Source organism: Gilliamella sp. LMG 34359, from assembly GCF_984569085.1.
The window spans coordinates 3,149,937-3,164,076 of the sequence record NZ_OZ474906.1 but is presented as its reverse complement, the minus strand read 5'-3'; the positions used below and the strand labels follow the sequence as shown (position 1 = coordinate 3,164,076).

The window sequence follows — 14,140 nt, the reverse complement described above, 5'->3', positions numbered from 1 at the left end:
TGGGTGGAGAATAATTACTATGTCAATTTTGATTAATAAAGATACAAAAGTTATTTGTCAGGGCTTTACTGGTAGCCAAGGAACATTCCATTCTGAACAAGCACTTGCTTATGGTACAAAATTAGTTGGTGGCGTGACACCGGGTAAAGGTGGTACTACACATTTAGGTTTACCTGTTTTTAATACAGTTAAAGAAGCCGTTGAAGCAACAGGTGCAACGGCAACCGTTATTTATGTTCCCGCAGCATTTGGTAAAGATTCAATTTTAGAAGCTATTGATGCCGGCATCCAACTCATCGTTTGTATAACAGAAGGCATTCCTACATTAGATATGCTTATCGTTAAACAAAAATTAATCCAACATGATGTTGTTATGATTGGGCCAAACTGCCCAGGTATTATTGTACCTGATGAGTGTAAAATTGGTATCATGCCAGGCCATATTCATTTAGCCGGTAAAGTAGGTATTGTTTCTCGTTCGGGTACATTAACTTATGAAGCCGTAAAACAGACAACCGATATTGGATTAGGTCAATCTGTTTGTGTTGGAATAGGTGGAGACCCTATCCCGGGTAGTGATTTTATTTCAATCTTAAAGTTACTTGAGCAAGATCCTAAAACAGAAGCTATTGTTATGATTGGTGAAATTGGTGGTAGCGCAGAAGAAGAAGCGGCTAACTATATCAAACATAATGTTAGCAAACCTGTTGTTGCTTATATAGCAGGCGTATCAGCACCATCTGGTAAACGTATGGGGCATGCAGGCGCTATCATTTCAGGTAATAAAGGTACGGCGGCAGAGAAAACTAAAGCACTACAAGCCGCAGGTATTACAGTGGTTAGTAGCTTAGCTCAAATTGGTGAAGCAATAAAAAAACACTTTTAAGTTTTATTTTTTTGACATTAATCAATTCTTATTCTTTAAATTATGTTGTACAATATTAATAAATAACGTTACAAAATATGTGGGCATTTAAGGATAAGGGAGCATTTTATGTTTGATATAGTAGAACTGTCACGCCTCCAGTTTGCACTCACAGCAATGTATCATTTTATTTTTGTACCATTAACGCTAGGCATGGCGTTTATGCTTGCAATTATGGAAACCGTGTACGTTGTTAGTGGTAAGCAAGTCTGGAAAGATATGACTAAATTCTGGGGGAAATTATTTGGTATCAACTTCGCCGTTGGGGTTGCAACAGGTTTAACTATGGAATTCCAATTTGGCACCAACTGGTCTTATTATTCGCATTATGTGGGTGATATATTTGGTGCACCTCTGGCGATTGAAGGGCTAATGGCATTTTTCTTGGAATCAACGATGGTTGGTTTATTCTTCTTTGGATGGGATAGATTGAGCCGCGGCAAACATTTGATGGTTACTTGGTGTGTGGCTTTTGGTTCTAACCTTTCAGCACTTTGGATTTTAGTTGCTAATGGTTGGATGCAATTCCCAGTCGGTTCCGACTTTAACCCGATTAACTCAAGAATGGAAATGCAAAGTTTTTTTGAGCTAATTACCAACACGGTTGCTCAATATAAATTTGTCCACACGGTAGCAGCAGGTTATCTAACTGGTGCTATTTTTGTCTTAAGCATTAGTTCTTATTATTTACTCAAGAAACGTGATTTACCATTTGCTAAACGCTCTTTTGCTGTAGCTGCTGTATTTGGTTTTATTATGTCTATTGTTGTTGCTATTATGGGTGATGAAGCTGGTCATGAAATTACCACTGTGCAACCTGTAAAATTAGCGGCAATTGAAGGTGAATGGGAAACTCAACCTGCACCAGCATCATTCAATGTTATTGCTTTCCCGTCACAAGAGAAAAAAGAAAACTTGTTTGCCATTGAAATTCCTTATGTTATGGGGATTATGACAACTCGTTCATTGGATACTCAAGTGACCGGTTTAAAAGATATTTTAGCTTCTAATGAGACTCGAATTCGCAATGGGATTTTAGCTTATTCTAACTTAGAAAAAATTCAAAAAGGTGATAAAGATCCGGCGGTTTTAAAAGCCTTTGAAGATAATAAAGTTGATTTAGGTTATGGCTATTTAGTTAAACGTTTCACTGATAAAGATAATTTAACCATTCCAGAAGCTACTGAAGAACACATTAAAGCTGCGACTGAAGATTCAATTCCATCTGTATGGCCATTATTCTGGGCATTTAGAGGAATGGTTGGTCTTGGTTTATTAATGATCTTAGGAACGGGTCTTGCTTTGTGGTCAACCTATAAAAATAAAATTGGTGAAAAACGTTGGTTATGTCGTTTACTTCTTTTATCTTTACCATTTCCATGGCTTGCATGTGAATGTGGTTGGTTTGTTGCCGAATATGGTCGTCAACCTTGGGCAATTCAAGATATTTTACCAACAGGTGTAGCTAATTCATCATTAACTCCAGGTGAAGTATTATTTACTATGGTACTTATTTGTGGACTTTACACATTGTTCTTAATTGCTGAAATGTTCTTAATGTTTAAATTTGCTCGATTAGGGCCAAGTTCTTTAGGCACTGGCAAATATCATTATGAAAAAACACCATCAATAGCAGATTGAGGCATAGGGAGTATATACAATGATTGATTATGAAATTGTACGAGTCATCTGGTGGGTGCTAATTAGTGTTGTTTTAATTGCTTTTGTTGTCACCGATGGTTTTGATATGGGGGTTGGTATCTTATTACCATTTATTGGTAAAACCGATACTGAACGTCGTATTATGATAAATGCAATAGCACCACATTGGGATGGTAACCAAGTTTGGTTAATTACAGGTGGTGCAGGTATTTTTGCTGCATGGCCTATGGCTTACGCGGTCTCTTTTTCTGGTTTTTATATCGCAATGGTTTTAGTGTTATGTGCACTATTTTTTAGACCAATCGGCTTTGATTATCGCAGTAAACTGGAAAATTCTAAATGGCGTAATATGTGGGACTTGGCCATTTTCTTAGGTAGTTTTGTTCCAGCACTTGTTTTTGGCGTTGCATTTGGCAACTTATTAGAAGGTGTCCCATTTAGATTTGATAATGGTTATCGTCCTTTTTATGATGGTTCGTTCTTTGCTTTACTCAATCCGTTTGCAATATTGGCTGGCGTTGTTAGTTTAATGTTAATAGTTGCTCATGGCGGAGCTTGGTTGCAAATGAAAACCTCTGGTGAACTTTACTTAAGAGCTAGAAAAGCAACGCAAATAGCAAGTTTGATTATGTTGATTGCATTTGTATTGGCTGGCGTTTGGGTAGCTTACGGTATTCATGGTTATGAAGTGACTAGTGCTATCGATCCTAATGGGGTTTCAAATCCATTAAGTAAAACAGTATCAACAGATGTATCATGGTTAAAAAATTATATAAACTATCCTATATTATGGATTATACCGGCATTAGGTGTGTTACTACCGATATTAACGATTTGCTTCTCGGGGCTTAATAAAAATGGGTTAGTATTTTTAACATCTACATTAACTATTGTATGTGTATTGTTCACATATGGTGTGGCGACATTCCCTTTTATTATTCCTTCAAGCATTATGCCAAATGCCAGTTTGACAATTTGGGACGCAACTTCTAGCCAATTAACACTTAATATTATGTTTGGCGTAGTGTTAATATTTTTACCGATTGTTCTTTTCTATACTATTTGGAGTTACATTAAGATGTTTGGTCGCTTAGATAAAAACCATATTGAAAATAATAAACATTCACTTTATTAAGGATTAATTATGTATTACGTATTATGGTTTATTGGATTAATTGCAGCCTGTATGTTGGCTGTAGTTACCGGGCTTTGGGTTGAAAATTCTAATAACGACAAAGAGACTGATCAATAACAATATAAAATTTAGGTGGCAATTTGCCACCTTTTTAGTTAGAAGCTTAAATACTAAGATAAATAATTTATAAATGATAATTGTTTTCATTTAACTTATTTTATATCATAGTGCAGCGAATTTTATAATCATATATAATAGCGCAAATTTTTTGTGTAAATTATAAAATATGAAACAATTCAATTGGAATGCAAGAGTCTATTATGAAGACACAGATGCTGGTGGCGTAGTTTACCATGCTAGGTATCTTGCCTTTTTTGAACGAGCTAGAACGGAAATGCTAAGGGATCTTGATATTAGTCAACAAAAGTTATTACAAGAAGGTATTGCATTTGTTGTCAAAAAGATGGATATTAGCTACGACTTTCCAGCCCGTTTAGATGACATGCTAACTATCAGCACTAAGGTTGAGCAAATTCGTAAGGCGTCTATTATTTTTAAACAGACAATTTCAAACCAAAATGAGCAAATTATCAGCAGCGCTGATGTCGTTATTGCTTGTGTCAATATGACTAAAATGAAGCCATGTGCGCTTCCCAAGTTATTAGTTTTGGAGTTTATTTAAGTGGATAATCTGAATATTATTGATCTATTTTTACAAGCAGGACTTTTAGTGCAAAGTGTTATGGTATTACTACTAACATTTTCTGTAATGTCTTGGGCTATTATCTTTCAACGCAGTAAAATTTTAAGCAAAGCTAAAAAACAAGTCGAACAGTTCGACGATACTTTTTGGTCTGCTAATGACTTAAATGTGCTCTTTGATAAGGCAAAATTTCACAAAGAAGAGATCTGTGGTACTGAACATATTTTTTATTCGGGATTTAAAGAATTTTCTCGTTTATATCAAATTAACCCAAATATGCCGAAAGCAGCATTAGAAGGAGCATCGCGTTCAATGCGTTTAGCAATGAATCGTGAATTGGATAATTTAGAGTTACATATACCATTTCTAGGTACTGTTGGTTCTATTAGTCCATATATTGGTTTATTTGGTACTGTGTGGGGGATCATGCACGCCTTTATTTCATTAGGTGCGGTTAAACAAGCAACATTGCAAATGGTTGCTCCAGGTATTGCCGAAGCATTAATTGCAACTGCTATAGGTTTGTTTGCTGCGATTCCAGCAGTTCTGGCTTATAACCGATTATCTTTAAGTGTAAGTCGCATTGAACAAAACTATTTGAACTTTATTGATGAGTTTTCTTCAATTTTACAACGTCAAGCAGTCGCTGTTAGGAAATAATTATGAGCCGACGTTCACGCTATACAACCAAATCAGAGATCAATATAGTACCGTTACTTGACGTATTACTGGTATTGGTATTGATTTTTATGGCGACAGCTCCAATAATTAGCCAGAGTGTTGAAGTTGATCTGCCAGAAGCGACAGAATCAAAAACTGTTTCTCCAGCCGATAATAAACCTATTATAATTGAAGTTTCAGGCGTAGGTGTTTATGCAATAATTATTGATCAGAACCGCCAATCGGATATACCTCAAGAACAAATTGTTGCAGAAGTTAAGCAGCAACTATCACTAAATGATAAAGCTGTTTTCTTAGTCGGTGGAGCTAAACAAGTTCCTTATGAAGAGATCATTAAGGCTTTAAATCTGCTCCAATCTGCTGGGGTAAAATCTGTTGGTTTGATGACTCAACCAATTTAAACTGATAATTATAAAAAAATGTCAGCAATGTCTAGTAAGTTAAACTCAAAATTAAGTTTATCGTTTATTATATCCATTATTTTACATGGCTTATTGATTTTTGTTTTAGCCTATCAATTTGTGCCTAATGATAATGGTCAAAACTACGGTAACATTAATGGTAATTCTATTGATGCAGTCATGATTGATCCGTCAGTTATGACTGAAGATTTTCAAAGACAATTGCAGTCACAAATTAATCAGAAAAAAGAAGAACAGCTGCGTCAAGCTAAAGAATTAGCAGAAAAAGCAGCTGCAGAAAAAGCTGCCGCTGAGAAAGCTGCTGCAGAAAAAGCTGCCGCTGAGAAAGCAGCTGCAGATAAAGCTGCCGCTGAGAAAGCTGCTGCAGAAAAAGCAGCTACAGAAAAAGCTGCCGCTGAGAAAGCAGCAGCAGAAAAAGCAGCTGCAGAAAAAGCTGCCGCTGAGAAAGCAGCAGCAGAAAAAGCCGCCGCTGAGAAAGCAGCAGCAGAAAAAGCAGCTGCAGAAAAAGCTGCCGCTGAGAAAGCAGCAGCAGAAAAAGCCGCCGCTGAGAAAGCTGCTGCAGAAAAAGCTGCTGCAGAAAAAGCCGCCGCTGAGAAAGCTGCTGCTGAGAAAGCCGCTGCAGAAAAAGCCGCCGCTGAGAAAGCTGCGGCAGAGAAAGCCGCTGCAGAGAAGGCTGCAGCGGAAAAAGTCGCCGCTGAGAAAGCTGCTGCAGAGAAGGCAGCCGCTGAGAAAGCCGCGGCAGAAAAAGCCGCTGCCGAGAAAACTGCGGCAGAAAAAGCAGCCGCTGAGAAAGCTGCGGCGGAAAAAGCCGCTGCCGCTAAAAAAGCTGCTTTAGCAAAAAAAGCTGAACAGGCCAAAAAAGATAAAGCTCTTGATGATCTTTTAGGCGGGCTTATCTCGGGTTCCGGAAGTACATCTGGAGGATCTGCTAGCCGTAAAGGTGTTTCGGACGGAGAATTAAATAAGTATAAATCATTAGTACAAAATGCAATAAGTAGTAAATTTGTTAATCCACCAAATGTTTATCGTGGAAAAACTTGTGAATTACAAATCCAGATAGCGCCTGACGGATTATTACTTAATGTTATCCAAAAAGGTGGTGATGCCGATTTATGTCGAGAAGCACTTGCCGCAACTAAATTAGCAGTTATACCGAAACCAGCTAGTAATTTATATAGTGAAGTAAAAACGATGAGTATCGACTTCCAACCCTAATAGGTTATAGCTGAGTTATCTGATTTTTATAATATCTTGCTACGATGTTTATCCATTTATGAAATAATATTCGTCATCTTGATAATGTAATGTTGAAAATTCATTAAATACCCCAATATATGTGCTATTCATTCCGAATTAAGTTTTTATGTAAGAGAAGGAGCAGAATATGACAACAATTGTCAGTGTCCGTCGTGAAGGTCAAGTTGTTATTGGTGGCGATGGGCAAGTCACATTAGGTGAACGCATTATCATGAAAGGTAATGCGCGAAAAGTTCGCCGATTATATAACAATAAGGTGATAGCTGGATTTGCTGGCGGTACAGCAGATGCTTTCACACTATTTGAATTATTTGAACGAAAATTAGAAATGCACCAAGGGCATTTAACTAAAGCAGCGGTTGAATTAGCCAAAGATTGGCGAACCGATAGAATGTTGCGTAAATTAGAAGCATTACTTGCCGTTGCTGATGAAAGCGCATCATTGATTATCACAGGAACTGGTGATGTTATTCAACCAGAAGATGACCTGATTGCGATTGGATCGGGTGGACCTTATGCACAGGCTGCCGCAAGAGCTTTATTAGATAATACTTCATTATCCGCTCATGATATTGTACAAAAATCGCTATCAATAGCAGGTGACATTTGTGTCTATACAAATAATTTCCAAACTATTGAAGAGCTTAATTACTAATTAAAACTGATTTAAGAGAAATACTATTATGTCTGAAATGACTCCTCGCGAAATTGTAAGCGAATTAAACCAACATATTATTGGACAAGATAAAGCAAAACGTTCCGTTGCTATTGCTTTACGTAATCGCTGGCGTCGTATGCAACTTGATGAAGCATTACGTCATGAAGTTACCCCCAAAAATATTCTTATGATCGGCCCAACAGGGGTTGGTAAAACAGAAATCGCCAGACGACTAGCTAAATTGGCTCACGCACCATTTATTAAAGTAGAAGCGACAAAATTTACCGAAGTAGGTTATGTAGGAAAAGAAGTTGATTCTATCATTCGTGATCTTACCGACTCTGCTGTTAAGATGATTCGCCAAGAGGCAATTGAAAAAAATCGTAATAGAGCGGAAGAGTTAGCTGAAGAACGTATTTTGGATGTGCTAGTTCCACCAGCAAAAGATGGTTGGGGACAAGTTGAAACCAATAATGATTCAACAGCTAGACAAGCATTTAGAAAAAAATTACGTGAAGGTGCGCTTGACGATAAAGAAATTGAAATTGAAGTAGCTGGTATGAATATTGGTGTTGAAATTATGGCGCCACCGGGTATGGAAGAGATGACCAGCCAACTACAGTCAATGTTTCAAAATTTAGGCGGTCAAAAGACCAAAGCGCGTAAAATGAAGATTAAAGATGCCTTTAAACAGCTAATTGAAGAAGAAGCTGCAAAATTGGTTAATCCAGATGATCTTAAGCAAGAAGCAATTGAAGCGGTTGAACAAAATGGGATTGTCTTTATCGACGAAATTGATAAAGTGTGTAAACGAGGTAATTCATCTGGACCTGATGTATCACGTGAAGGTGTTCAGCGAGATCTATTACCACTTGTTGAAGGTTGTACTGTTTCAACAAAACATGGTTCAGTAAAAACTGATCATATTTTGTTTATTGCATCAGGTGCGTTCCAAACAGCTAATCCATCTGATTTAATTCCAGAACTACAAGGGCGTTTGCCAATTCGAGTTGAATTACAAGCGTTAACTAGTGAAGATTTTGAACGAATTTTAACTGAACCAAACGCGTCATTAACTGTGCAATATAAAGCATTAATGGCAACCGAAGGTGTAAATATCGACTTTACCCCTGATGGAATTCGTAAAATTGCAGAATCAGCTTGGCAAGTTAACGAACAAAATGAAAATATCGGCGCTCGCCGTTTGCATACTGTTCTGGAACGTTTGATGGAAGATGTCTCTTTTGAAGCTAGTGAATTGGGTGGTCAAACCATTACAATTGATGCTAAATATGTGAGTGATCATCTTGATAAACTTGTTGCCGATGAAGATTTAAGTAAATTCATTTTATAATTGACTGATATTATATAAATAAAAAGGTGAGTTATTTAACTCACCTTTTTTGCTTTTCATTATGTTATTTAAAAGTTACTTTTTGAGTAATTCACCTAAAATATCAAGTGCTTTATGTTTATTCTTTGATTTATCATTATTTTTATCTTCATTTTTAGAATCATTATTTTCTAATTTATCACGCAGCTTATCTAAGCGCTTTTGTAGTTTATCACTAAATACATCAGAAAGTATTTTAGCGATATCTAATTGATAATGTAATTTAGAAAATTGACCATATATGCGTAGTGGTATGGTAACTTTTTGTAACTTCGCAATAGTGTCACTTTTGCTGTTCCAACCGCCAAGTATTTTTATATTTAAATTAACATCCAAATCATGATTAACCATTCCCACTTTTCCTGAACCATCGATAACATCTAACGTTTCAGAATTTGCATTGAGTGTATTAAGTTGAATATCACCTTGGTTTATAAAAGCGCCTGCTGTAATTTTATGAAACTCAGTATATTTTTTCTGGTTTTCAGGATTTATATTACCATTACCATATTTGGCCGCGGCAGATTCGATAATACTCTGGATGTTGATATTATTTAATCTAGCGTTAGTAATAGTGATATTCGCATTACCTTTCACATTTTGTAATAATTTAGCAGTTGATAAAGTATTGGTTTCTAATACTCCAGAAGCATTGAATACCCCATCAAGGTCATAAGCCACATTCATTTGGGTAAAAAATGAATTTAAATTGATATTATTTACTTTAGTATTTAACTTAACTTGAGGTGTCTTTTGTTTACCATTAGCTATACCCGTCGCTGCTATCTGTCCATTAGCAAAGTTGAAACTTAAATCTTTTAAAGTCGCAATACCGTCTTGATTAACAACATCAACATTCATATTGTTGAGGATAATTTTGTTGGCTTTAATTTCTTTAATATTTATCTTTGCTTTGCCATCAAATGTATTTAGAACACTTAACTCATTGTTAATTTTAGAAACATTTGAAACAACTGGTGAAGTTTGTTGAACAGGGGTATTTTTAGTTGATTTTTCACTTGTTTGTAAAAAAGGTGTTAAATCTAATTTATTAGCATTTAATTGGAAATTGACGTTTGGTTTATTATCAAAACGTACATTGATATTACTAGTGAAACTATTATCGTTAATTGAAAAAGCTAGATTTTGACTATTTAATTGCATTGGACTATTTTGGTAATTAATTACGCCAGTTGCGCTACCTTTTAGCTCATTTCCTCTATTAGCTATGCTATTATAAGTGTAATCTAATTTTTTTAAATCAATAACGGCTTTTTCCGGAAATTGGCTTAAATCGATATTGGCATTTAATGAATAAAATAAGTCTTGTTGGTTTTTGTCGATATTGCCGTTGAATACAAGAGAAAGATTTTTCTCGTTATTTTTTTCTAATAACAGATTAATATTTCTAAAATTTATCAAATCACGATCGTGTTGGAAAGCTACTGTACTATCAGCTATTTCAAATTTATTTAAGCTAAATTTCCAATTGGATGGATTTTTTTGGTCTTCATTTTTATCTTCAGTGGTTGTTGGCTGCTGTGGTGAAGAGTTAGTTATAGCTTTAGTACTATTCTTGGCATTCTCCCCCTTGCTCTCATCAGTAATATTGATTATCGCCGATTTAATAAACACATTTTTGATGGCTAAATTTTTCGAAAATAATGGCATAAGTTCAACATCAAGCCGCATATTGTCAGCGGTTATTAAGGGTTTTTTTGCGCCAGTATCTGATAATTTAACTGAATCCGTTAATATACTAACTTGGGGCCAAATATGCCAACGTAGATCACCTTCGATAGTCAATTCATAACCCGTTTTATCTTTTACTGTTTGTGAGATATAACCACGAAAATTATTAGGATCAACAAATACAATAAGAGAAACAATGCTAATAACGATAACCAGAATTACGATAAATAGCATTACCAATATTTTTTTTAACATATCAATGTTCCTTTATTAAGGTTATAAGCGGCATTAGTCTTTATCAATACGACTAGCAACAGCGCCATGTTGATCTTTATATTTTGCATCTTGTCTTTGATTATATGGTCTAGCAGCTGGGCCACTGAGAGTTTCAAAACTTAAGGCGCCAATAGTCATACCAGGTCTAAGCGCAACAGGTATTTTTCCCGAATTATAAAATTCTAAAACAATTTGCCCGTGCCAACCAGGATCGATGCGATGAGCGGTAACATGTACCATAAGTCCTAAGCGCGCTAATGATGAACGGCCATCTAACCAACCGACTAAATCATTAGGGATTGTAACTGATTCGAGTGTTACTGCTAAGGCAAGTTCCCCTGGGTGTAAATAAAAGGCATCATCTTCAGTTAATATCATTTCTTCACTCATGACACGATCGAGAACCGCCGCAACTTCTTCTTTTGGACCACTCAAATCAATGTAAGGTGTAGTATGTTCTTTAAAAGTACGAAATTGATTACCTAATCGAACGTCAACAGTGGCGCCATTAATACAACTTAAAGCAGGTTGTGGCGTAATTTTTAATTTACCACTATTTAAATACGCTTCAATATCACGATCACATAATCTCATAAGTTATCCTTAATTCTGCTATTAATTATATTTTAACAGTTTCTTTAGTTGGCGTCGATGTCGATAGATTAAGGTTTTATCAACCAAGCGCGACCAAAATGATTATAATAACCAGCTTGTTCACCGGCTTTATCGCCAATACCTAAGTATAGATCAAAGTGATGTCCTTTTATTGCTCCACCAACGTCAAGAGCGACCATCAAACGCACTTCTCGCCTGCCACGATATTGACCGTCACTATCAAGGAGTGGGACGTCAACTAATATAACTGATCCGGTCGGGATTAATGACTTATCTGATGCAACCGATGCATTGGCAACTAATGGTACCGCAGCAGCACCTTTTACCTCGGCATTATATTGCGGTTTAAAAAAAACAAAAGATCGGTTTTGAATTAATAGTTCTTTGATTTGTTTTTCACTTTTATTTTTAGCCCAATTTTTTATGGCTTGAATAGACATATCTTCCTTGGCTATCTCACCTTGTTCAACCAGTATACGTCCGATGCTTGAATAACTATGGCCATTTTTACCAGCATAACTAAAAAAAACTAAAGGAAGACCATCTTCAAAATCAAGATAAGCACTACCTTGCACTTCCATAATAAAATTGTCTAATAAAGAGTTACTATAAGCAATCTCAAGACCTTTATTCACCAGTGCACCATTATAAATTTGTTCACGGCTAGGTAATTTTCTTTTCTTTTGGGTTGGCATTTTGTAAATTGGGTATTTAAATTCACCCGTTGGTTGGTGTCTGGCCTTTATAATTGGCGTATAGTAACCAGTAATATGTACGTTACCATATCCATCACTGCCTGCCATTTCATAACTTTTTAAGCCAACTTTGGCTAACTCCTTTGATTTTAATGACTTCTTTATCCATACATCTATCGCTTCATAGATATGTTGGTTTTTATAATAAAGCGAAGGTGATGTATTTTTAAGTTTTTCTATTTGAATGTTATAATCAGTAATATTAACCGGCGTAGCCAAATGTGGATAGCTAACATTTAAATCATATGGCAACTTTCCGTCTTTAAATTGTTTACTGCGGGAGTTGGAATTACCTTGACAACTAGTAAGCAGTGACAAAATAAATACAACAAGTAATGTATAAATATGAAGTTGAAGTTTATTTTCTTTCATCTTGATAATTTATTGTAATTAGTTAAGTATTATTGCCGGCTATGCTACACAATTCTATTATAAGAAACTACCAATAATTATTAGATTGTCATAAAAAGTTTTCATAACGATTCAGCTTGCGATTTAAAGCTATAGACTTTATAGTTTTTTACTCTTTATAAAATCGAAAAATTGTAAAAACGACAGGTAATCTACACGATGAATAGTACGTCTTCAAATAATGATCTTAAACGAAATCTCTCCAGCAGACACATCCAATTAATAGCAATAAGTGGTGCAATTGGTACGGGATTATTTATGGGTTCAGGAAAGACGATTAGTCTTGCTGGACCATCTATTATTTTTGTGTACATGATTATTGGGTTTGTTTTATTTTTTGTTATGCGAGCAATGGGTGAAATTTTATTATCCAATCTTAATTATAAATCATTCAGTGATTTCGCTAACGATTTATTAGGTCCTTGGGCCGGTTTTTTCACTGGTTGGACTTATTGGTTTTGTTGGGTAATTACTGGTATTGCTGATGTTGTGGCTATTGCTGGATATGCACAACACTGGTTTCCCGAGTTACAAGCATGGATACCAATGCTACTGACGGTTATCGTACTTTTAACATTGAATTTGTTGACGGTGCGTATGTTTGGCGAGACTGAATTTTGGTTTTCGATGATCAAAATTGTCGCAATTTTAGCCTTAATTGCTATTGGCCTTGTGTTAGTTTTCACTGCTTATCATTCAGAACTAACTAATACTACAGCAACGTTTTCGAATCTCTGGAATTACGGTGGATTCTTCCCTCATGGTACTATGGGTTTTTTTGCTGGATTCCAAATCGCAATCTTTGCCTTTGTTGGGATTGAGCTTGTTGGCACAACAGCAGCTGAAACACTAGATCCGAATAAAAATTTACCGCGGGCAATTAATTCAGTACCAGTACGAATTATCTTTTTCTATGTTTTTGCTTTGATTATTATCATGAGCGTAACACCGTGGGAATTTATTTCACCGAATAAAAGTCCATTTGTTGAACTCTTTACGCTAATTGGCTTACCTGCGGCAGCCAGTATTATCAATTTTGTGGTTCTTACCTCTGCGGCATCTTCGGCAAATAGTGGTATCTATTCAACCAGTAGAATGTTATTTGGTCTCGCTAAAAAACAAGATGCACCGGAACAATTTGGTAAATTATCCAAACGTTCAGTTCCTGCTAATGGTTTATTATTTTCCTGTATTTGCCTATTAGGTGGCGTAGTATTGATTTATTTAGTGCCTAATGTGATGGAAGCTTTTACCATTGTAACGACTATTTCAGCTATTTTATTTATGTTTATTTGGTCGATGATTTTGATTTCTTACATTGCTTACCGCGGTAAAAAAGCTAAATTACATCAAGCTTCACAATTTAAAATGCCGGGGGGTATCGTTATGTGTTTCGTATGCTTGGTATTTTTTGCTTTTGTGATTGTGTTGTTAACCTTTGAAAAAGATACTTGCCAAGCCTTGATTGCAACGCCAATATGGTTTGTTATTTTGGGAATCAGTTACTATATTCGTTCATTAAAACGTCAATAATTACTCTATTCAATCGGCAGGT

The 14,140-nt window shown here is 35.8% G+C and carries 14 protein-coding genes; 11 read left to right on the top strand and 3 right to left on the bottom strand.

What is annotated here, in order from left to right; genetic code table 11:
* The first annotated feature begins 19 nt into the window (after positions 1-19).
* From sucD to hslU, 10 genes are all read left to right on the top strand, one after another.
* Complete coding sequence (sucD, locus tag AC5LXV_RS14465; RefSeq protein ID WP_110432786.1) at positions 20-886, top strand: succinate--CoA ligase subunit alpha; 867 nt, start codon at positions 20-22, stop codon at positions 884-886.
* Between the two features lie 108 nt (positions 887-994).
* The gene (locus tag AC5LXV_RS14460; RefSeq protein ID WP_110432787.1) at positions 995-2,566 is read left to right on the top strand and encodes a cytochrome ubiquinol oxidase subunit I; all 1,572 of its coding nucleotides are present in this window, start codon (positions 995-997) and stop codon (positions 2,564-2,566) included.
* 19 nt (positions 2,567-2,585) lie between these two features.
* Positions 2,586-3,722 (top strand): cytochrome d ubiquinol oxidase subunit II, encoded by a 1,137-nt coding sequence (gene cydB / locus AC5LXV_RS14455; RefSeq protein ID WP_110432788.1) that lies wholly within the window; start codon positions 2,586-2,588, stop codon positions 3,720-3,722.
* Positions 3,723-3,731: 9 nt separating this feature from the next.
* Positions 3,732-3,839 carry a cytochrome bd oxidase small subunit, CydX/CbdX family gene (locus AC5LXV_RS14450; protein WP_110432789.1) on the top strand — a complete coding sequence of 36 codons (108 nt, stop codon included), beginning with the start codon at positions 3,732-3,734 and terminating at the stop codon, positions 3,837-3,839.
* A gap of 169 nt (positions 3,840-4,008) precedes the next feature.
* Entirely contained in the window at positions 4,009-4,404 is a 396-nt protein-coding gene (gene ybgC, locus AC5LXV_RS14445) for a tol-pal system-associated acyl-CoA thioesterase (protein ID WP_110432790.1), read from the top strand.
* Positions 4,405-5,085: a protein TolQ gene (gene tolQ, locus AC5LXV_RS14440; RefSeq protein ID WP_034884036.1), complete on the top strand. Its 681-nt coding sequence runs from the start codon at positions 4,405-4,407 to the stop codon at positions 5,083-5,085.
* A gap of 2 nt (positions 5,086-5,087) precedes the next feature.
* Complete coding sequence (tolR, locus tag AC5LXV_RS14435; RefSeq protein WP_110422777.1) at positions 5,088-5,507, top strand: colicin uptake protein TolR; 420 nt, start codon at positions 5,088-5,090, stop codon at positions 5,505-5,507.
* A 27-nt stretch (positions 5,508-5,534) separates the two neighbouring features.
* Positions 5,535-6,743 carry a cell envelope integrity protein TolA gene (gene tolA / locus AC5LXV_RS14430; protein ID WP_493466860.1) on the top strand — a complete coding sequence of 403 codons (1,209 nt, stop codon included), beginning with the start codon at positions 5,535-5,537 and terminating at the stop codon, positions 6,741-6,743.
* A gap of 169 nt (positions 6,744-6,912) precedes the next feature.
* Positions 6,913-7,440, top strand: coding sequence for an ATP-dependent protease subunit HslV (hslV, locus tag AC5LXV_RS14425; protein WP_025316169.1), 528 nt, complete (start codon positions 6,913-6,915; stop codon positions 7,438-7,440).
* A gap of 28 nt (positions 7,441-7,468) precedes the next feature.
* The gene (gene hslU / locus AC5LXV_RS14420) at positions 7,469-8,797 is read left to right on the top strand and encodes an ATP-dependent protease ATPase subunit HslU (protein ID WP_493466859.1); all 1,329 of its coding nucleotides are present in this window, start codon (positions 7,469-7,471) and stop codon (positions 8,795-8,797) included.
* 75 nt (positions 8,798-8,872) lie between these two features.
* Here hslU and asmA read toward each other — a convergent pair whose 3' ends face one another.
* The 3 genes from asmA to mltA all read right to left on the bottom strand — a co-directional run bounded on the left by asmA (position 8,873) and on the right by mltA (position 12,546).
* A complete protein-coding gene (gene asmA / locus AC5LXV_RS14415) occupies positions 8,873-10,783 on the bottom strand; it encodes an outer membrane assembly protein AsmA (protein ID WP_493466858.1) in 1,911 nt (636 codons plus the stop codon).
* Between the two features lie 33 nt (positions 10,784-10,816).
* On the bottom strand, positions 10,817-11,398 hold the full coding sequence (gene dcd, locus AC5LXV_RS14410; protein ID WP_110432794.1) for a dCTP deaminase: 582 nt from the start codon (positions 11,396-11,398) through the stop codon (positions 10,817-10,819).
* Positions 11,399-11,466: 68 nt separating this feature from the next.
* Complete coding sequence (gene mltA / locus AC5LXV_RS14405) at positions 11,467-12,546, bottom strand: murein transglycosylase A (RefSeq protein ID WP_493466857.1); 1,080 nt, start codon at positions 12,544-12,546, stop codon at positions 11,467-11,469.
* A gap of 198 nt (positions 12,547-12,744) precedes the next feature.
* On the opposite strand from mltA, the gene cycA reads away from it, so the two are divergent.
* Positions 12,745-14,118, top strand: coding sequence for a D-serine/D-alanine/glycine transporter (gene cycA, locus AC5LXV_RS14400; RefSeq protein ID WP_493466856.1), 1,374 nt, complete (start codon positions 12,745-12,747; stop codon positions 14,116-14,118).
* Positions 14,119-14,140: the final 22 nt, after the last annotated feature.